Source organism: Tateyamaria sp. (genome assembly GCF_059783535.1).
This window is the reverse complement of the sequence record NZ_JBYNDP010000025.1, coordinates 13,920-32,105: the sequence shown is the minus strand read 5'-3', so window position 1 is coordinate 32,105 and position 18,186 is coordinate 13,920. Positions and strand designations below refer to the sequence as shown.

At 58.4% G+C, this 18,186-nt stretch carries 19 protein-coding genes; 8 read left to right on the top strand and 11 right to left on the bottom strand.

The window, feature by feature from the left end:
• From AC6RA8_RS07465 to AC6RA8_RS07455, 3 genes are all read right to left on the bottom strand, one after another.
• Positions 1 to 958 (bottom strand): protein adenylyltransferase SelO (locus AC6RA8_RS07465; RefSeq protein ID WP_500351669.1); only part of this gene is annotated, 958 nt, incomplete at its 3' end.
• Positions 959 to 990: 32 nt separating this feature from the next.
• On the bottom strand, positions 991 to 1,440 hold the full coding sequence (locus AC6RA8_RS07460; RefSeq protein WP_500351667.1) for a GNAT family N-acetyltransferase: 450 nt from the start codon (positions 1,438 to 1,440) through the stop codon (positions 991 to 993).
• A complete protein-coding gene (locus AC6RA8_RS07455) occupies positions 1,437 to 2,378 on the bottom strand; it encodes a nucleoside hydrolase (protein WP_500351665.1) in 942 nt (313 codons plus the stop codon). Before AC6RA8_RS07455 ends, AC6RA8_RS07460 begins: the two co-directional genes overlap by 4 nt.
• A 119-nt stretch (positions 2,379 to 2,497) precedes the next feature.
• Between AC6RA8_RS07455 and AC6RA8_RS07450 the strand changes: the two genes are divergently transcribed.
• Positions 2,498 to 3,367 (top strand): hypothetical protein, encoded by an 870-nt coding sequence (locus AC6RA8_RS07450; RefSeq protein ID WP_500351663.1) that lies wholly within the window; start codon positions 2,498 to 2,500, stop codon positions 3,365 to 3,367.
• Here AC6RA8_RS07450 and mazG read toward each other — a convergent pair.
• Positions 3,354 to 4,175 carry a nucleoside triphosphate pyrophosphohydrolase gene (gene mazG, locus AC6RA8_RS07445; protein ID WP_500351661.1) on the bottom strand — a complete coding sequence of 274 codons (822 nt, stop codon included), beginning with the start codon at positions 4,173 to 4,175 and terminating at the stop codon, positions 3,354 to 3,356. The genes AC6RA8_RS07450 and mazG overlap by 14 nt on opposite strands.
• A gap of 63 nt (positions 4,176 to 4,238) precedes the next feature.
• Here mazG and AC6RA8_RS07440 point away from each other — a divergent pair, with 63 nt between their 5' ends.
• Genes AC6RA8_RS07440 through AC6RA8_RS07425 form a run of 4 tightly spaced genes read left to right on the top strand, consistent with a single transcriptional unit; the run spans position 4,239 to position 7,766 of the window.
• Positions 4,239 to 5,405: a M20 aminoacylase family protein gene (locus AC6RA8_RS07440; RefSeq protein ID WP_500351660.1), complete on the top strand. Its 1,167-nt coding sequence runs from the start codon at positions 4,239 to 4,241 to the stop codon at positions 5,403 to 5,405.
• Complete coding sequence (gene speB, locus AC6RA8_RS07435; RefSeq protein ID WP_500351659.1) at positions 5,405 to 6,373, top strand: agmatinase; 969 nt, start codon at positions 5,405 to 5,407, stop codon at positions 6,371 to 6,373. The genes AC6RA8_RS07440 and speB (AC6RA8_RS07435) overlap by 1 nt, the downstream gene beginning before the upstream one ends.
• Positions 6,363 to 7,310, top strand: a complete 948-nt coding sequence (speB, locus tag AC6RA8_RS07430; RefSeq protein ID WP_500351683.1) for an agmatinase — start codon at positions 6,363 to 6,365, stop codon at positions 7,308 to 7,310. Before speB (AC6RA8_RS07435) ends, speB (AC6RA8_RS07430) begins: the two co-directional genes overlap by 11 nt.
• Before the next feature lie 39 nt (positions 7,311 to 7,349).
• Positions 7,350 to 7,766, top strand: coding sequence for a DUF1499 domain-containing protein (locus AC6RA8_RS07425; RefSeq protein WP_500351657.1), 417 nt, complete (start codon positions 7,350 to 7,352; stop codon positions 7,764 to 7,766).
• Here the strand turns inward: AC6RA8_RS07425 and AC6RA8_RS07420 are convergent.
• Positions 7,704 to 7,994, bottom strand: coding sequence for a hypothetical protein (locus AC6RA8_RS07420; RefSeq protein ID WP_500351655.1), 291 nt, complete (start codon positions 7,992 to 7,994; stop codon positions 7,704 to 7,706). The two genes, AC6RA8_RS07425 and AC6RA8_RS07420, sit on opposite strands and share 63 nt — an antisense overlap.
• A gap of 62 nt (positions 7,995 to 8,056) precedes the next feature.
• On the opposite strand from AC6RA8_RS07420, the gene prfA reads away from it, so the two are divergent.
• From prfA to AC6RA8_RS07405, 3 genes are all read left to right on the top strand, one after another.
• Positions 8,057 to 9,106: a peptide chain release factor 1 gene (gene prfA, locus AC6RA8_RS07415; RefSeq protein ID WP_500351654.1), complete on the top strand. Its 1,050-nt coding sequence runs from the start codon at positions 8,057 to 8,059 to the stop codon at positions 9,104 to 9,106.
• Positions 9,107 to 9,123: 17 nt separating this feature from the next.
• Positions 9,124 to 9,939 carry a peptide chain release factor N(5)-glutamine methyltransferase gene (gene prmC, locus AC6RA8_RS07410; protein ID WP_500351681.1) on the top strand — a complete coding sequence of 272 codons (816 nt, stop codon included), beginning with the start codon at positions 9,124 to 9,126 and terminating at the stop codon, positions 9,937 to 9,939.
• A gap of 203 nt (positions 9,940 to 10,142) precedes the next feature.
• Positions 10,143 to 10,700, top strand: a complete 558-nt coding sequence (locus tag AC6RA8_RS07405) for a DUF4167 domain-containing protein (protein WP_500351652.1) — start codon at positions 10,143 to 10,145, stop codon at positions 10,698 to 10,700.
• Between the two features lie 52 nt (positions 10,701 to 10,752).
• Here AC6RA8_RS07405 and rsmA read toward each other — a convergent pair whose 3' ends face one another.
• From rsmA to lptF, 6 genes are read right to left on the bottom strand one after another with little or no spacing between them, the layout of a single operon-like run.
• Positions 10,753 to 11,595: a 16S rRNA (adenine(1518)-N(6)/adenine(1519)-N(6))-dimethyltransferase RsmA gene (gene rsmA, locus AC6RA8_RS07400; RefSeq protein ID WP_500351650.1), complete on the bottom strand. Its 843-nt coding sequence runs from the start codon at positions 11,593 to 11,595 to the stop codon at positions 10,753 to 10,755.
• Positions 11,592 to 12,554: a 4-hydroxythreonine-4-phosphate dehydrogenase PdxA gene (pdxA, locus tag AC6RA8_RS07395; RefSeq protein ID WP_500351648.1), complete on the bottom strand. Its 963-nt coding sequence runs from the start codon at positions 12,552 to 12,554 to the stop codon at positions 11,592 to 11,594. Before pdxA ends, rsmA begins: the two co-directional genes overlap by 4 nt.
• Positions 12,551 to 13,780, bottom strand: coding sequence for a peptidylprolyl isomerase (locus AC6RA8_RS07390; RefSeq protein WP_500351647.1), 1,230 nt, complete (start codon positions 13,778 to 13,780; stop codon positions 12,551 to 12,553). The genes pdxA and AC6RA8_RS07390 overlap by 4 nt, the downstream gene beginning before the upstream one ends.
• Positions 13,777 to 15,960 carry an LPS-assembly protein LptD gene (locus AC6RA8_RS07385; RefSeq protein WP_500351645.1) on the bottom strand — a complete coding sequence of 728 codons (2,184 nt, stop codon included), beginning with the start codon at positions 15,958 to 15,960 and terminating at the stop codon, positions 13,777 to 13,779. The genes AC6RA8_RS07390 and AC6RA8_RS07385 overlap by 4 nt, the downstream gene beginning before the upstream one ends.
• A gap of 1 nt (position 15,961) precedes the next feature.
• The gene (gene lptG / locus AC6RA8_RS07380) at positions 15,962 to 17,059 is read right to left on the bottom strand and encodes an LPS export ABC transporter permease LptG (RefSeq protein ID WP_500351643.1); all 1,098 of its coding nucleotides are present in this window, start codon (positions 17,057 to 17,059) and stop codon (positions 15,962 to 15,964) included.
• A complete protein-coding gene (gene lptF, locus AC6RA8_RS07375) occupies positions 17,056 to 18,183 on the bottom strand; it encodes an LPS export ABC transporter permease LptF (protein WP_500351642.1) in 1,128 nt (375 codons plus the stop codon). Before lptF ends, lptG begins: the two co-directional genes overlap by 4 nt.
• Positions 18,184 to 18,186 lie beyond the last annotated feature (3 nt).

Sequence of the window (18,186 nt, the reverse complement as noted above, 5' to 3'; positions counted from 1 at the left end):
GCCGCGGCATGGCGTGAACGATGGCCGTCGCATCCTTGACCGCCTGATCCTTGTCCTCAAACAACTGGATCAAGGCCGTGGCCAACTGCGCCATATTCCAAACGGCGATGCGGGGCTGGTTGCCAAAGGCATAGCGCCCCATCTGGTCGATGGAGGAGAACACGCGGCCCTCGTGAAAAGCATCCATGAACGCGCACGGCCCATAGTCGATCGTTTCACCGGAGATCGTGCAGTTGTCCGTATTCATCACGCCATGAATGAAGCCGACAGACATCCATGCAGCGACAAGTTCGGCTTGCACAGCACATACGGCGCTGAGCAAGCCCATGGGGCCATCTGCGTCAGGGTGATGGCGCGCGATGGCATAGTCGGTCAATGTGCGTAATTCGTCGATCTGCCCGCGATGGGCAAAGATTTGAAAGGTCCCGACGCGTAGATGGCTGGATGCGACGCGGGTGAGGACAGCGCCGGGCAGGGCACCTTGTTCGCGATAGACCGGTTCGCCCGTTGCCACTGCCGCCAGCGCGCGTGTCGTGGGGATGCCAAGGGCATGCATGGCCTCGCTGACCACATATTCGCGCAGAACCGGGCCCAGCCAAGCCCGCCCATCGCCCATTCGGGAATAGGGCGTGGGGCCTGATCCCTTGAGCTGGATGTCACGGCGTCGACCGTGCGCGTCGACCACTTCCCCCAGCAATATGGCGCGCCCGTCGCCCAGCTGCGGGTTATAGTTTCCGAACTGGTGCCCGGCATACAGCTGGGCCAGCGGTGCCGCCCCGTCAGGGACGCGGGATCCAGCGAAGACGGTGGGGTCGGTGCCTTCTATCCCCAATTCGGTGGCGAGTTTTTCGTTCCACGCCAGCATTTGCGCGTCTTTTACGGGGGTTGGGTTCAGACGGCTGTAAAACCCACTTGGGAGGGTCGCGTAGCTGTTATCGAAGGGAATGTGCAGGCTCATGTTCATGAGATAGGCGGCGACGCACCGCGTGACTAGAGCATCCGTGTCATCAGGTGGTACCCGTCGCGCAAACGGAAACCAGCCCGCGCATAGAGACGCTGTGCGATGGTGTTGTCGGATGCGACTTCCAGATGAAGGGCTTTGACGCCAGCGCCACCCAATGCGCGGGGCAGGGCCAACAGCACCTCGGTGGCAATGCCGCGACCGCGCACGCCGGGTCGAATGAATATCTCGTCAACGAACCCGTCCATTCCACCGAATTCAATCGACCAGCCAAAGGTGACTACAACATATCCGATGGGTGCGCGCGGCGGACCAATCAGATACGCAGCCCCATGCGGGATACCGTCCAACAGCGGCTGCAGCCCGGCCGCCCGCGCGTCGTCGGATAGGGTGATCCCTTCTTCTGCGTGAAAGGAAGCGACGAGCGCATCAAGACGGTCGAAATGCTCGGGCGTGGCAAGGGTAAGTGCGGCGCTCACAGTCGGGCCAACCGTTCTGTTAACAAGTCAAAGAAACCATCGGCGTCTATGTCACCCATGAACATGGCATTTGCGGGTCGGTCGGTCACGCGCCACCAGTCTGCCACGGTCATCCCCATGGTCAGCTCTGACGATGTCTCAATCTCTACGTTGATATGCCGCCCGGTGAATATTTCCGGTCGGATCAGGTAGGCCGTAACACAGGGATCGTGCAGTGGCGCCCCGGCCGAGCCGTACTTCTCTTTGTCAAACCGCTCGAAAAAGTCGGTCATTTCGGCCACTGCTATTCCAACGGGCGTATCCAAAGCACGAAAGGCGTCGTTGCGTGGTTTTGTTACCAGCGCCTTGTGTGTGACGTCCAAAGGCATGACAACACTGTCGACGCCACTCTTAAACACAATATCAGCAGCTTCCGGATCGACATAAATGTTGAATTCGGCGGCGGGAGTGATGTTGCCTACCTCGAAATACGCGCCACCCATAAGGACGACTTGGTGCACCTTCTCAACAATGTCCGGAGCGCGTTGGAAAGCTGTCGCGACGTTCGTCAACGGACCCAGCGGGCACAGGGTTATGGTGCCAGCGTCGTGTGCGCGTACCGTTTCAATGATGAAATCAACGGCGTGTTTTTCTTGCAGGGGTATTTGGGGGTCCGGCAAGGATGGGCCGTCCAGGCCTGTCTTTCCATGAACATGCTCTGCCGTCACAAGGTCCCGACCAAGCGGTCGGTCACATCCTGCAAATACGGGTACATCAGTTTTGCATGCCAGTTCACAGACAATGCGTGCATTTTTTGCCGTCAGCTCAAGTGGCACATTGCCTGCAACAGCTGTGATCCCCAACACTTCGACATCTTCAGGGCTGGCCAGAGCCAGCAGAATTGCGACCGCATCATCCTGTCCGGGATCCGTGTCAATGATGATCTTGCGCGGTGCCATGGTCTCTCCAGCCAATTTCCGCGCAACGTGGCCTCTTTGGCAACTCTTGTCCAGAAGCCGTGAACCGGGGTGCGCAAATCCTTGCGTGAGGCGGTGTGGCTGGCGTAAGGGCAAGCATTATGGCTGATGCTCCGATTTACATCCATGCCGGCGCACATCGCACCGGTACATCGTCCTTCCAACTGTGTTTGCATGAGAACTGGCGTTTATTGGATCGTCAGGGTTGGACGACCGCCTATCCAGGGCGTGATGGTAATCCATCAGGAGAATTGGCGTTGCGCCTTCCCTCTGGCTACCGAGTTGATACAGCAGCCGCGGCAGCTAAGGCGAAGCTGGGGCTGGACGCCTATCGGGATGGCCGTCCTGTTATCCTGTCGGAGGAGAACATACCCGGTCGCATGTTTCACTTTATGCAAGGTCAGTTCTATCCTTTTGCAGAGATACGCTGCACGGCGTTGCGGTCGGCGTGGTCGGGCCCGATTGCGCATTTAATGCTGGTCCTGCGCCCGTATGATCAATTGTTTGAATCCGCTTTCCGCAAACGTGCCGAAGACAACGAGATGTCGGATTTTCGGGATGTGAGCGACAACTACATGGACATGGACAGAGGGTGGCCGGACCTTGTCCAGCTGATGCAGGACATATTGAAACCCGAAGCCATGACAATTGTCTCGTACGAAGCTCGTGGAACGAGCACTGATTTGCTCAAGCGGCTTGTGCCAAGCCTTTCTGGAGAGGAGTTGGTGGAACCGCAGCGTGTTGTGAACCAGAGTGCCACCGATGCGGCACTAGAAGCGCTTCAGGTTCGGTATCGTCGCGGCGAAAATCTGTCGCGTAGCGAATGGCAGGCGGTTGTTCAACAGCATGCGAGTGCAACGGGAAAGACTGGGTTTGCTGCGTTCAGTGAAGATGAAAAAGCTGAACTTTCAGCGCGCTACGCATCAGACTTGAAGCAAATTGAGTGGATGACAAGCGTCAATTTTGCCTAGCACGTTCGGCAGCCTTTGCCGCGTCCCATAGCGTATCCATCTCTTCAAGCGTGCTGTCCTGCGGCGCGCGGCCATTGGCGGCCAGTGATTTTTCGATTGCGGCAAAGCGGCGCGTGAACTTCGCATTTGTGCGCCGCAAGGCTTCTTCTGGCTCGACCCCAAGGTGCCTAGCCAGGTTGGCAACGACGAACAGCAGGTCGCCCATCTCGTCCACCATTTCCTCGTGGTCCATCCTGTCTCGAGCCTCAACAAGCTCGGCGGCTTCTTCCCTAAGCTTGTCCAGCACCTGCGCAGTCTCCGGCCAATCAAAGCCCACACGGGCAGCGCGCTTTTGTAGCTTCACGGCACGCAGAAGTGCGGGCAGGTTGTGCGCCACGCCGTCCAGCGCGCCTTTCTGCGCCTTTCCAGCGCGTTCGGCCGCTTTGATGGCCTCCCAGTCGCGGGTTTGCTGTTCGGCTGATTTGTCACGAGACTCATCCCCGAAGACGTGAGGGTGACGGTCCACCATCTTGTTCGAGATGTTGGTTACAACGGATTGAAAGCTGAAATGCCCGGCCTCTTCCCCCATGGCGGTGTGATAGACGGATTGCAGCAGCAGATCACCCAACTCCCCCTCAAGCTCGCCCCAATCCTCACGCTCAATCGCATCTGCGACTTCATAGGCTTCTTCGATGGTATAGGGCGCGATGGAGCGAAAGGTTTGCTCGATGTCCCAGGGGCAGCCTGTTTCCGGATCGCGCAGGCGGCGCATGATTTCGAGAAGCCGTTCTATTCCCGCCGTTTGATCGTGGATCAGATCGTCACCCATTGCAGCCCCTCGCGGTTTCAGGTTTGCTGACATGTGACGTATCTCAGGGACCGGAGTCCACCCATGCCCATCATCAACCGCATCGGCGATCTTGCGCCTGACATGGCCGCATGGCGGCAGCACCTGCATTCGATCCCCGAACTGTCCTTTGACTGTCCCAAGACGTCAGCCTTCATCAAGGACCGGTTGGCCGAGATCGGTGTGGACGAGGTACATGCGGGCATCGCGCGGACAGGCATCGTCGCTATCATCAATGGCAAAGGAGATGGCCCGACGATTGGTTTGCGTGCGGATTTTGATGCCTTGCCCATCGAAGAGGAAACTGGCGTTGGCTATGCGTCGACCCATCCGGGCAAAATGCATGCCTGCGGCCATGACGGGCATACGGCGATGCTGTTGGGAGCAGCGAAGTATCTGACCGAGACGCGGAATTTTTCCGGCCGGGTCGCCTTGATCTTTCAACCCGCCGAGGAATATGGCGGCGGTGGCGAGGTCATGGTGCAAGAGGGCATCATGGAGCGTTTCGAAATTGGCGAGGTTTACGCCATCCACAACGCGCCCGGCAAAGACTTCGGCAAGTTCCATACACGGGGTGGACCCATCATGGCAGCGGCGGACACGTTTCATATCAATGTAACGGGCAAGGGCGGGCACGCGGCGCGGCCCCACGACACAGTGGACCCCGTGGTCGCCTCGTGTGCGATTGTCACCGCCTTGCAGACCATCGTCAGCCGCAATCACAAGCCGCTGGAACAATTGGTCATTTCCACGACCCAAATCCACACTGGCACCACTGATAACGTGATCCCCGAGACGGCCTACATCAACGGAACTGTGCGTACCTTCAGCAAAGAGGTGCAGGCCATGGTTGTGCGGCGCATGGAGGCCGTTGTTGAAGGCACTGCCGCCGCGTACGGGTGCGAGGCGAAGCTAGAGTTTGAGTTTGGCTATCCCCCGACAGTAAATGACTCGGTCAAGGCAGAGTTCGCAGCGCGTATAGCAGCCGATGTCGCGGGCGAGCCGGGCATTGATCCTGATGTCGAACCTGTTATGGGCGCGGAAGACTTCTCGTACATGCTGGAGGCGCGGCCGGGCGCCTATCTGATGCTGGGGCAGGGTGACGGTGCCGGCGTGCATCACCCAAAATACAACTTCAATGACGAGATTGCCCCCATAGGCGCATCGTTCTTTGCGCGCCTCGTCGAAACGGCGCAGCCCGTGGGGCGCTGATGGCACTGGAAGATGCAAAAAATCAGATGGACCATGCGTTCACGCGCGACGATCCACGTGGGCCATCATTCGAACTGACCTTCGGTGGGGCGACATCCTTCTTGCGGCGGCTCTACACCAAGGATCTGACGGGTGTGGACATCGCGGTGACAGGTGTGCCGTTCGATCAGGCGGTCACAAACCGGCCCGGCACTCGGTTGGGTCCGCGCGCGATCCGTGAGGCATCGAGCCTGCAGGCACCGGACGCACCCTATGGTTGGCCGTTTGACGTGCTCAGTGAGCGCACAATCATCGACTACGGCGACGTTGCCTTTGACTACGCCAACATCCCGGCCTTTCCAGACACTCTGACCAGCCATATTCGCGGTATTCTGGATGCGGGTGCGGCAAGCGTGGTGCTTGGTGGGGATCACTACATCTCTTTCCCGATCCTCAAGGCCTATGCTGAAAAACGCGGGCCGATGTCCCTGATCCAGATTGATGCGCACACGGATACATGGGCTGATGATGACATGAGCCGGGTGGATCACGGCACCATGTTCTACAAGGCTGTAAAGTCCGGCATCGTTGATCCCGAAACCTCTGTTCAGATTGGCATTCGTACAACGAACGAGGACACACTTGGCGTCAACATCATCGACGCCCCCGAATTCCACCGCATTGGGCCTGCTGCGGCGGCCGAGCGTGCGCGTCAGATCGTTGGCGACAGGCCTGTCTATCTGAGTTTTGACATCGATGGCCTCGACCCTGCCTTTGCGCCCGGTACCGGAACGCCCGTGTGGGGGGGCTTGAGCTCAGCACAAGCGGCCGCATTGCTACGCGCGCTGGCTGGCATCAATATCCAGGGAGGCGATGTGGTTGAAGTGTCGCCGCCCTTTGACACGACCGGGGCAACAGCCATCGCTGGCGCGCATGTGGCGACCGAAATTTGTCAGCTTTTGGGATGGAGGATGCGCGGTGGCGTCTAAGAACCAGCCGCTGAGCGGCAATGACCTGGCCCGCTTCTCGGGTCCCAATACATTCATGCGCTTGCCCTATTCCAACGAGCTGCAGAAGCTGGACGTGGCTGTTTTGGGGGTGCCAATGGATATTGGCACATCCTGGCGGTCGGGCACGCGCTTTGGTCCCAAGCAAGTCCGATCAGAATCTGCGATGATCCGCCCTTACAATCTGCAAACCGGGGCGGCGCCATTTGACAGCCTGCATGTCGCAGATATTGGTGATCTGGCAATCAACACATTCTCACTCAGCGACAGTTTGCGCATAATTGCAGAGAGTTACGAGACAATCCTGAACTACGATGCTGTTCCAATGGCGATCGGTGGCGACCATTCGATCACGCTCCCGATTCTTCGGGCAATTGCCAAACGGCATGGGCCTGTGGCGCTCATCCACGTGGATGCCCATGCGGATGTGAACGACGAAATGTTCGGGGAGCGTGAAACCCATGGAACAGTGTTTCGGCGCGCATACGAAGAAAAACTTATCCAACCGTCCAAGGTCTATCAGGTTGGTTTACGTGGTTCTGGATACACGGCAGAGGATTTCACGGAAGCGCAGGGATGGGGATTCCAGCAGTTTCCGGCGCATGAGTTGTGGGGGCGTGACCTGAGCCAGCTGGGGGCTGAGATCCGCCGCGATATCGGTGACATACCAACCTACGTTACCTACGACATCGACAGCCTTGATCCGGCTTATGCCCCGGGTACGGGTACTCCTGAGATTGCGGGTTTGACTACTCCACAGGCATTACAGCTGATACGGGCGTTCAAGGGGTTGAACATTGTGGGCTGTGATCTTGTCGAGGTCTCGCCCCCTTACGATACCTCGGGCAGCACTGCGCTGACCGGGGCCAATATTCTGTACGAGCTGTTGTGCGTCCTTCCGGGTGTTACCTTCCGTTAAGCCGGAAACGTTCCGATGGGGATGCAATGAAGGAGTTAAATGAAGTTCGCGATGTATGCCTTTGTTTTAATTTGTGTCGCTCTGGTTGGAATGCTTGCGTTCGTGCGCCTGGCGCCGACAGATTCGACGCAGTGGCATCAGCCGATTGCCGAGACGACCAGTCAGAACATGGTGGGCGGTGCCATCCGCGTTGTAGAGGCTGACGAAGCGGCTTTTGCACGCGTTGACGCTGCTGCGCACGCGCTTGCTCGTACCCGGGTTGTCGCCGGCTCTGTCGATGAAGGACGCGTGACATATGTGACCCGATCCAAATGGATCGGTTTTCCGGACTATACCACCATTGAGTACAGCGATGGCGTGCTGAAACTGCACGCCAGACTGCGGTTTGGCCGTTCAGATTTTGGCGTCAACCGGGAACGATTGGAGCGGTTGCTGGTCGCTGCCAAAGAGGGATGAACTGAGGCATCCTTCCTGCACTTCACGCCACATCGGCGAATTCAGTGACATCTGGCATTGCGCCATGAACATACGCCCGTCCACCTGAAGGCAGATGGTCTGGCCCAACTCGACCCGGGCGCCTGATTTGTCGGTACAGTAACACTCCACCGTCTTGCCAGAAGGTGAGGTCACATCCGCCAACGTCGGGCTAGCCATGAGCAAGATTATCAAGGCGTTGCGCATCATCATGGGCAATATAGCACACCCGGCCCCTTGACCAATACCCTGCCTTGGATCAAACCGACGTTATGATCCCCCAAGACCGTCTTATACAGATCACCCAGCGCTTTCAGTATCTTGAAGCTGCTATGGCCGATGGGTCAGGCGACATCGCTGCATTGGCTAAGGAATATTCCGATCTCAAACCCGTTGTGGATCAGATCGAAGCCTATCAACAGATCGTCAGAGACATGGAAGAGGCCGAGTTGATGCTGTCCGATCCTGATATGGCGGAACTGGCCGAAGAAGAGCTGCCGCGGCTCAAGGCAGCGTTGCCGGATGCAGAGGCGGCATTGCAACTGGCGTTGCTGCCCAAGGATGCCGCAGATGCACGGCCTGCCATGTTGGAAATCCGTCCGGGCACGGGTGGGGATGAGGCAGCACTTTTCGCCGGAGACCTTTTGCGCATGTACCAGCGCTATGCCGAGGCGCGGGGCTGGAAGATCGACATCGTTGAAGAACAGGCCACTGAACTTGGCGGCATCAAGGAAGTGGTGGCCCACATCACCGGCGATAATGTCTTTGCCCGCATGAAGTATGAAAGTGGGGTGCACCGGGTGCAGCGTGTACCAACCACCGAAAGTGGAGGGCGCATCCATACCTCTGCCGCGACCGTTGCGGTTCTGCCGGAGGCTGAGGACGTGGATATCGAAATCGCGCCCCAGGATATTCGGATCGACACCATGCGATCCTCGGGTGCTGGTGGGCAGCACGTGAACACAACCGACAGTGCCGTGCGTATCACCCACCTTCCGACCGGTATCGTTGTGACGAGTTCCGAAAAGTCGCAGCACCGCAACCGGGACAAGGCCATGCAGGTGTTGCGGGCACGGCTTTATGATCTGGAGCGGTCGCGCGTCGACAGCGAACGTTCGGCTGATCGGGCCGCGCAAGTTGGGTCAGGGGACCGGTCAGAGCGCATTCGCACCTACAATTTCCCTCAGGGCCGTATGACGGATCACCGGATCAACTTGACGCTCTACAAGCTTGATCAGGTCATGCAGGGTGATCTGGACGAGGTGATTGATGCGCTCACCGCTGATGCCCAGGCCCGCCTGATGGCCGAGATGGGCACGTGACCACCGCAGCCGAAGCCATGGTGGCCGCCACGGCGCGGTTGCGCGCGGCGGGTGTGCCGGACCCTGCACGGGATGCGCGTGTATTGCTTGCACATGCCGCACAAGTGGATGCCGCCCGTATCACACTGATTGCCCCCGAAGACATCGCGCCGGACATTGCGGATCGATATGACCACCTGATCGCCTTGCGTGCAGTCAGGGTGCCGGTCAGCCATTTGATTGGCGAGCGTGAGTTCTATGGGCGCCGATTCAAGGTCAGTGCCGATGTGCTGGATCCGCGTCCTGAAACGGAAACTGTGGTCGAAGCGGCGCTAACCGAAGACTTCGAACGTCTCCTAGACCTTGGCACTGGCTCAGGCTGCTTGCTGGTCACGCTTCTTGCGGAACGCGAGGATGCCACCGGTGTGGGTGTCGATCTGTCTGAAGCTGCGTGTTTGCAGGCCTCAGCCAATGTCGCGCTGCACGAGGTTGCGGCCCGCGCCCAAATTAAGCAGGGCGATTGGTTTGATCCGGTCGATGGTCGATTTGAACTGATCGTTGCGAATCCTCCCTATCTGTCGGCCTTCGAGATGGAGGAGGTGTCGCCGGAATTGCGCGAGCACGAACCGCGCATGGCGCTCACGGATGAGGGCGACGGATTGTCCGCCTACCGAACGATTGCAGACCAGGCCGGCAGCTACTTGACGGCCAATGGCCGCGTTCTGTGCGAGATCGGTTGGCAACAGGGTGCCGAAGTCCGAGCCATTTTCGAACGTAGCGGGTGGGGAACGGTAGACGTGTTGCCGGACCTGGATGGCCGGGACCGTGTCATTCTTGCGCGAAATCCGGCGTGAAACGATCAAAAATAGGGAAAATTTGGCTTTAACACTTGTCGGCAGGCCGTCTCCATGTTTAATCATTGCCTAGACGCGGATGTATCGGCTTCGGCCCCGCAACAGCGTTCCATCCACAAGATCGCCAAGAGACTGTGACACGCAACCAAGATGATGCGGCACGGGCGATCATAAAGAGTTATGCCAGAGAGCCTTATATACCTATGAAGTCTTCGAGATCACGGTCCCGGTCCAAGAGCAACCGCAACCGCAATTCCGGTGGAGGTGGCGGTAACGTCGTCAACCGCGTGTTCGACAGTTCCGGCCCCGAGGGCAAGGTCCGCGGCACACCGCAGCAGATTATCGACAAGTACAATCAGCTTGCACGCGATGCACAGCTATCAGGCGACCGCGTTGCGACTGAGAACTTTCAGCAGCACGCTGAGCACTATTTACGGATGCTGGCCGAGGCCCAACGCGAGATCGAGGCGCGCCGGGAAGAGCAGGAGCGCCAGAACCGAGAGCGCCAGGCAGAGCGTGATCGTGAGCGCGCCGCTCGGCAGGAACAGGAAGCGAACACTGATCCCGCCCAAGCCCCGCAGCCTGATGTCGTTGAACCGGTGGGAGAAACTGGCTTGGTCGAAACACCGGAAAGCCAGCCCAAACCCAAGCCGAAATCAACCCGCAGCCGCTCGCGCAAACCCAAGGCCGAACCGGTAGCCGAACAGCCAGAGGGGCCGCAACCCGATGCGGATGGGTCGGCACCTGAAGCGGCAGAGTAAGTTGTGCTTCCGATTTGAAAAGGGGCGTGCCTGAGGCGCGCCTTTTTTCGTTTCAGCCCTTGGCCACTTCGCGCGCGAGGGCACAGAAACCTTCAAGCGGCACTTGTTCCGCCCGGTCTGTCGGCTTGATGCCCGCAGCAGTCAATCGATCTTCGATGTCAGGCGCCGTGCCTTTCAAAGAGGCGCGCAGCATCTTGCGCCGTTGGTTGAAGGCGGCAGCAACGACGCGGCTTAGAACAGCTGGCTCAGCGTCGAACCTTGGCTTTGGCAGGGCTGTAAGGTGGATAACTGCACTGGACACTTTTGGCGGTGGCGTAAATGCCCCCGGCGGCAGGGACATGACGATCCGTGCATCAGATCGCCACTGTGCTAAGACGGCCAGGCGGCCATACGTCTTTGAGCCGGGCTGGGCGACAATGCGTTCTGCGACTTCGCGCTGAAACATAAGGGTCAATGACTGCCAGAAGGGTGGCCAACTGTGGGGCGTGAGCCACCGCACGAGGAGTTCCGTGCCGACATTGTAGGGTAGATTGGCAGCCACCCTGATAGGTGGTGTCAAATGCGCCAGCGGATCAATGTCCAGCGCGTCGCCCTCTATGACCTGCAACTGGCCCGGGTAGCGATCTGCGATTTCAACGAGGGCGGGCAGGCAGCGCGCGTCCTTTTCAATGGCAAGAACCTTGCGCGCGCCTTCGGACAATAGGCCACGGGTCAGCCCACCGGGGCCGGGGCCGATCTCGAGTACGTCAGACCCGCTCAAGTCTCCGGCCTGTCGCGCGATCTTGGCCGTCAGGTTCAGATCCAGAAGAAAATTCTGCCCAAGCGACTTGCGGGCGCTCAGCCCGTGGGTCGCAATCACCTCGCGCAGGGGCGGTAGATCATCGATGGCGCTCATGTGCCACTTGCCATTTGGTAGGCCAGCTTGATGGCTTCGATCATGCTGGTGGGATTGGCCATGTCGCGCCCCGCAATGTCGAAGGCGGTGCCGTGATCTGGTGAAGTACGGATGATGGGTAGGCCCAGCGTTACGTTCACACCGCGATCAAAGTCCAATGTCTTGATCGGGATCAGGGCCTGATCATGGTACATGCACACCGCAGTGTCATAGCGGCGACGCGCTGCCGCATGAAACATCGTGTCCGCGGGCCACGGGCCGGTGACATTGATGCCTGCCGCCGCCATCTCGGCAACCAGTGTCATGATCCAATCCATTTCCTGAGTACCCATGGCCCCACCTTCACCTGCGTGGGGGTTGAGACCGGCGACTGCTATGCGCGGCTCAGGAATATGGAATTGATCTCTGAGTGACTGTGCGGTGATCTTGATTGTCTCGCGCAACAGGTCTGGGGTCAGAGTTTTGTGCACATCCTCAAGAGCGATGTGGATTGTCGTTGGGACCACGCGCAACGTTTCCGATGCCAGCATCATCACGGGGCGTGGCGCCTGTGTCAAAGCCGCCAGGTATTCCGTGTGGCCCGGATACGCGAAACCGGCGCCGTCCATCAGAACCTTTTTGTGGATAGGGGCTGTGCAAAGCGCTGAGGCTGCGCTGCTTGTCACCAACTCGACACCACGTGCGATCACGTCAATGACACCCTGTGCGTTCTCCGGACTGGGTTGACCCGGCGTTGCGTCGGATGGGAAGTCGTGACGCAAGACGGGGAGCACTTCTGCCCCCAGCGCGTCTGCGCATTGCGTCACTTCGGTCCACTGAGTGTCGCCCGGTAGGTGACGAGGGTCACCGATCCATAGCATGGGCACGTCATGCCGGAGAGCGGCCCACGCCTTGGTCGCAATTTCCGGACCGACACCCGCAGGTTCGCCACAGCAGATGGCGACCAGAGCCGTGGTCATTCGAGGATGCGTATGTCTGCTTCCGCGCGCAGGTCGGCCAGCAGCGTTTCAGAAAACGCGTTGAGACGCTGATTGCGCAACTGGTTGGCGACTGCGCCGCGATCAATCTCCTGATCTTCCTCCAACGCCGGCGTGCGGCCACAGAGCATCAGGAACACCAAGGTATTGCCGCCAGCACGGGTCAAGGCCGTCGACACCTCGCCTGGGTCAAGCTTTGACAGCTCGATGGCGATGTCATCTGGGATCTCCTCGGGTGGGAGGCTGCCGCGATCCAGGACATTTTCAGGCTGGCCTTTTGCGATGCCGTACAGATCGTCGCAACGATCTACGCGGGCCGAAATGTCACGGGCTCTCGCCAAGCCTTCGGGCGTGCGACCGCCGTTGATGTAGTAGGCCGCGTATTCAATGGACGAAAATGTCCGTTGCGGCGCTTCCGTCTCACGAATGTCGCGCAACTGAAAAAGCGCCACTGCGTTTGGAATCTGAAGTGGAGCTGTCACCTGACCCGGCCCGAGCGCCAAGAGCAGGGGCCGTAAAACGGGCGGCAGCTCACTGATTGGCGTCCAAGGCAACCGTCCCCCAGCGCCACGTGAAGCGGTTGCGGAGAAGCGGCGTGCAAAGTTTGAAAACTCGGCCTCCGATGTGGTTTGAGCAATGGTTTCCGCCTGTTCCAGCACCCGTTCAGCCTCGGCAGGAGGGGCGGGGATGATGATCTCTGAAACCAAAACCTCAATGCCGGAATTGCCACGGGCACTTGCGACAGCGCGATCAATTTCTCGGTCGTCGATCTGCACCCGATTGCCAAAACGGGCGCGTATGTAGTCGCGCCACACCAGAGACACGTTCACGAAGTCGCGGAACGTTTCTTCTGCGATGCCTTCACTGGCCAGGCCTTGAACAAATTCTTCAGTAGAAAGCTCGGCGCGCGCAGCGAAGTCGCTTAGCCCATCCGCCAGCTCTTCCGGAGATAACACGATGCCTGCCTGACGCGTTTCAGTTTCGCGCAGCCGATCAAGGATCAGTTCTTCGATGACTTCCGTCCGGCTGCTACCACGAGCACCCAGCACCCGCAGAAAGCGCTGACGCTGCTGCACTTCAAATTCAGAAATGACGACCTGATCCACCTGTGCCACAGGGGCAAATAGGTTCTGTGCAGATACCTGAACTGTGCAAAGTGCCAAGGCACATGCTGCAATAACCGATTGCCGAATTCTCTTACCGCTCATTTCGCCCGCTTTCCGCATGATCGTGTTTCCACCCGGTCCCCGGTGTTGACCGAAAACCCGCGCAAGGACACTGTTAACCCCAGACTGGTCGAGGGCTCAAGAGTTGTCGAGTCTGCGAAGCTGCGATTGATCGACAGTCCGACGCGCACGCACTCATTTGAATAGGCAATTCCGGCCCCCGCTGTGGCGGCGCGACCTTCCTCAAGATCGTAACGCCAGTTCGCACTCGCTGTCCAAAATCGGTCAATCTTGTACGACCCGTCAAACGTGACCTCACCAATAGGGGAAGGCAAATCAATGTCCGTATCTTCCGATATCCAGATATAGCTGCCGCCAACGTCCACACGGGTGTTGCTCCAGTCGCCCCGTACCTCGGCCTTTGCCACGTCAAAGCTTTCGTTAAACAGTGTGCGGCCCGACATGGCAAAACCACCGTCGAATTCCAGTTTTCCGGCCAACAGAAAATCAGAGGCGGTGCCGGAAAGCCCCGAGGTTTCATTGAAATCTGCTTGCGCCTCTTCCCGCAGTATCTGCGCCGCCGTAACGGTTGCGGACCATCCGTCGGGATCAAGCCGCGCCCACGTGCCACCATAGGCGACAGCCCAGCCGCGTTCCCGTCTGTCCGGTGCCGGAAAGCGGCTAAGCGACAGCAGGTTGCCTTCGTCAAACTCGACTCGCGTGCTTTCTTCGTTCGGGACGTTCAGGCCATCGCCACCGACCCACGACAATTGAACCAGCGGCTCAAAGAATTGTCGTGCTCCGTTGTTTCCACGGCGCACGAGCGGATAGCGCAAAGTCACACCAACCTTTGGCGCCAATCCAGTGTCTTCGTCGAAGGTTATGTCATCGCTCACCCGGATAATGTCAGCGGCGATACCCAGGTCGGTTTGTACCTGCAGTCCACCCAATTGGTAGGTACGCAGCCATTCCGCTTCGAAATTGAAACGCAAGACATCACGTCCATCGACAATACCATCACCGTTGGCGTCGAAGTTCACGTTTGAGGGACGCTCGTGCCCATGCGCTTCGGCCGACAGGCGGATCTCGCCGCCGATCAGACTTGGGTGAAAGCGCCGTTCATAAAGCACATCAATAACATCCGACGGCAGCAGGTCGTCATCTTCATCGTCCCGAAGAGACTTGAAGTTAACGTAGGACAGCTCGATGAACTCGTCCCGCCGCGTGCGGGATACTTGGATCGTGCTGTCCAAGCGATCCTTTCCAAAGAAGCCGTAGTCGTTGAGGTAGGCGTCGTCCGACACGGATTCGAGATCAAACTCAAGCACGAAGCCACGATTGAGAGCAAACTCACCTGCCGCAAAAAGATATCCACGCTGGTCATCAGGCTGCAAATCATCGTCCGAATATGCCCCTTGTACGATAATGCGGCCGCGTTTGAAGGCTTGGCGGTACCGGAATTCGAGCGTTTTGGTCTTGCCTGTCACGTAGGGCGTAAGCGTCAAGTCCGTCTGGTCGCCTATCTTGATGAAGTAGGGGACCCGTAAGCCGGTTCCCAAGCGCGAATTCGATCGTATCTCGGGGAACAGGAAGCCGGACGCCCGATCAAGTGTGGGGTCCGGAAGGCGCAGCCGCGGCAAATAGATGATTGGCGTGTTTCGTATCCGGATTTGCGCCCCATCAAAGTAAAGCTGGCGTGCTTCCCGGTCATGCACAACACGCTTGGCTCTGATCTGCCAAAGGGGAGGGAGTGTGTCATTTTCGCATACCCGGCAGGACGTGACAGCTGTCTTGTAGAGTTGGATGTAGCGACCGCCTACCCGGTTCATTTGCACCGATGCCAATTGCAACTGATCGTGCAACACAAGCCTTGCGCCCGTCAGCAGGCCGTTCTGAAGGTCTTCGCTCAGTTCCGCTTGGCTGGCCAATATGACGATGCCCGCACCATCATCGATCACGATAGGTCCGGTGATCGTCAGGGCCCCGGTGTCTCCGTTGTACTCGATGGACTGTGCGCTTAGCCGCGTGGTGCCCTGGAACGCCTCGACATTGCCGCGGGCGATCAGTCGGCGGTCCCGCGTGACCTCAATGTCATCTGCAACAAGGACGGCAGGGGCTGGTTGATCTGTAGCAGCGTCAGGTTGTGCCTGTGCGTTGGCGTATACAGTCGCTCCCAGCAAAAGCAGAACGGCGGTGACAATGTGCTTGAAACTCACCCGCACGTCACCCGTCCTCGGCCTGCAATAGAAGACCCATTGCCAGAAGGATGGAGGCCACCGGTGGTGCCCATGCCGCCAAAAGCACTGGTATCTGGCCATTTTCACCCAGTATCTGTGCAAAGCTCCGGATGAAGTACAAACCAAACCCCAACAAGACTGCAGCCAGCACAGCCGTGCCGGTCCCCCCAAAGCGGGTATGGCGCATCGTGAACGCTGCGGCAACTAGAACCATGCCCATGAGAAAGATCGGGCGCGCGAGCTCAGATTGCATCCAAACCACATGCTTGCGAGCCGAAAATCCTGCCTGTTCCAACTGCGCGATGAACTCGGGCATATCCCAAATTGATACACCCGCCGGTGTGCCAAGACGTTCGCGGATGCCGTCCAGCGTCAGGGTCGAAGGGATCTCGAGGACAGCCTGCTCAAGCGCGTTTGCTTCTGGATTGATGCCTGTGGCGAGAGGCCAGGCCTTTGCATTGCGCAACGACCACGCACCGTCCCGCAGTGCTGCGCTACCGGCCTCGATTCGACGGACGGGACCGCCATTGGGCGCATAGGCAACGAATGTTACGTCATAGAGTACGGACGCGTCTGCATTTGATCGCGCTGCGCGGATAACGGTCTGGCCGGTCTCTCCGCCTTGCCGGAGCCAAAGACCTTCCTCTGAAATGGATACCGCAGATACACCTCCTGAGCGGTAGGTTTCGGCGAGGGTGGCGTACTGCTTGGATGTGGCGGCAACGATGGGACCAAGTGTTGTCGTGGCCAGAACTCCGATAACGATGGAAACCGCCACCGGGCCAATAAGGGCGCGTATCGCGGACCGTCCTGCCGCGCGTGTCACCACCAATTCGGACGACCGGGCCAGAGATATGAAAAGGGCGATCGTCCCAAGTATCATGATCAAAGGCAGGATCTGATTGAGGGTCTTCGGCACGTTGAGCATGGTCAGGCCAATCCGTTGACCAAATCCAACACCGAATTTCGCGAACTCACGGGTCTGATCAATGAGATCGACGAGAACCACAAGAGCGGTCAAAACTGCCGCGATTGTGAGCAGAGCCAGAGCAAAACGGCGCGCGAAGTAAAGGTGCAGTATCATGTAAAGCGCCCCCGCAATCTACGCAGCTTGTTACCACCGCCTGATGAGGCCCAAAGCAGCCCGGTGATCAGTGCCAACCCGATGACTGAAGGTGTATAGAGGATCGGCCACATACGTGCGTCGGCCAAAACGGGGCCAGACAATGTACTGCGCATTCCATCGAGTGCGATCAGCAAGAGAAAGGCGATGACAATCTCGCGCCAAACGCCAAAACGCGAATACCCACCAACGAGAAGCGTCGCAAAGCCGATCATGGCCGTGACAAAGCAAAATGCGGCACGGGCGAAGCGGCTGTGTAACTCCTCGGCGATCGAGCCAGTTGTTGTCCCCAAAGACGTAGCCAACGCATCCCAGTTGGTCAGCAGTGCATCAGTGCGCAGGAATTGAAGTGATGGTGCGACCTGTTCATCGGTGATCATCAGTGGCGAAATATCGAAGGAGAAATCCTGAAATTTCGCGGTTGAGAGCCGATTGTCAGACGTTGCAAGGCGCTGAGCAAGCCCGTCCACCATGATTAGGGATGTGCCATCGCCATTGCGTATGAGGTATGCCTCGGCGGCCGTGTAGATCACGCGCTCGTTCGGGGCGCGTCGATCTGCGAGGAACACATCCTGCAAAACGCCGTCCTCGCCAATGGCACGCGTGTAAAAGGTAACGCCGCGAGTCGGGCTTAGAAACGTGCCTTCCGTCAGTAGACGAGAAGTGACATTCTGGGATATTTCGACTTCGCGTTCCGACAGTTGCTGGCCTGCGGCGGGAACAAGTATGTGGCTGAGAACGGACATCATCAGCGCCGAAATCAAGCCAAACACGGCGACAGGTCGCGCAAGTCTCCATGGAGATGAGCCAGTTGACTGCATCACCGTCAGTTCGCTCTCGTTGTTCATGCGATTGGTAACGTAAACGGCAGCTGCAAAGGTCGCGATTGGCAGAACCGTCGTGATCAGGCGTGGCAAACCAAGGGCGGAAAACTCCAGGAAAACCAGCGCTGTTTGTCCGTCACCGATCAGGCGATCAAACAATTGCACCGCCCGGTTGATCCAGAACACGGCCACCAGCACAAGGGCGAAAAAGCCAAAGAGCCACAGAAGCTGTGACAACATATAGCGGTCGAACTTGACCAATGG

Bases quoted from the DNA above. Each gene is read 5' to 3' on its own strand.
- AC6RA8_RS07455 (WP_500351665.1), bottom strand. From the start codon at position 2,378: ATGGCACCGCGCAAGATCATCATTGACACGGATCCCGGACAGGATGAT.
- AC6RA8_RS07450 (WP_500351663.1), top strand. From the start codon at position 2,498: ATGGCTGATGCTCCGATTTACATCCATGCCGGCGCACATCGCACCGGT.
- mazG (WP_500351661.1), bottom strand. From the start codon at position 4,175: ATGGGTGACGATCTGATCCACGATCAAACGGCGGGAATAGAACGGCTT.
- AC6RA8_RS07440 (WP_500351660.1), top strand. From the start codon at position 4,239: ATGCCCATCATCAACCGCATCGGCGATCTTGCGCCTGACATGGCCGCA.
- speB (WP_500351659.1), top strand. From the start codon at position 5,405: ATGGCACTGGAAGATGCAAAAAATCAGATGGACCATGCGTTCACGCGC.
- AC6RA8_RS07425 (WP_500351657.1), top strand. From the start codon at position 7,350: ATGAAGTTCGCGATGTATGCCTTTGTTTTAATTTGTGTCGCTCTGGTT.
- AC6RA8_RS07420 (WP_500351655.1), bottom strand. From the start codon at position 7,994: ATGATGCGCAACGCCTTGATAATCTTGCTCATGGCTAGCCCGACGTTG.
- prfA (WP_500351654.1), top strand. From the start codon at position 8,057: ATGATCCCCCAAGACCGTCTTATACAGATCACCCAGCGCTTTCAGTAT.
- prmC (WP_500351681.1), top strand. From the start codon at position 9,124: ATGGTGGCCGCCACGGCGCGGTTGCGCGCGGCGGGTGTGCCGGACCCT.
- AC6RA8_RS07405 (WP_500351652.1), top strand. From the start codon at position 10,143: ATGAAGTCTTCGAGATCACGGTCCCGGTCCAAGAGCAACCGCAACCGC.
- rsmA (WP_500351650.1), bottom strand. From the start codon at position 11,595: ATGAGCGCCATCGATGATCTACCGCCCCTGCGCGAGGTGATTGCGACC.
- pdxA (WP_500351648.1), bottom strand. From the start codon at position 12,554: ATGACCACGGCTCTGGTCGCCATCTGCTGTGGCGAACCTGCGGGTGTC.
- AC6RA8_RS07390 (WP_500351647.1), bottom strand. From the start codon at position 13,780: ATGAGCGGTAAGAGAATTCGGCAATCGGTTATTGCAGCATGTGCCTTG.
- lptG (WP_500351643.1), bottom strand. From the start codon at position 17,059: ATGATACTGCACCTTTACTTCGCGCGCCGTTTTGCTCTGGCTCTGCTC.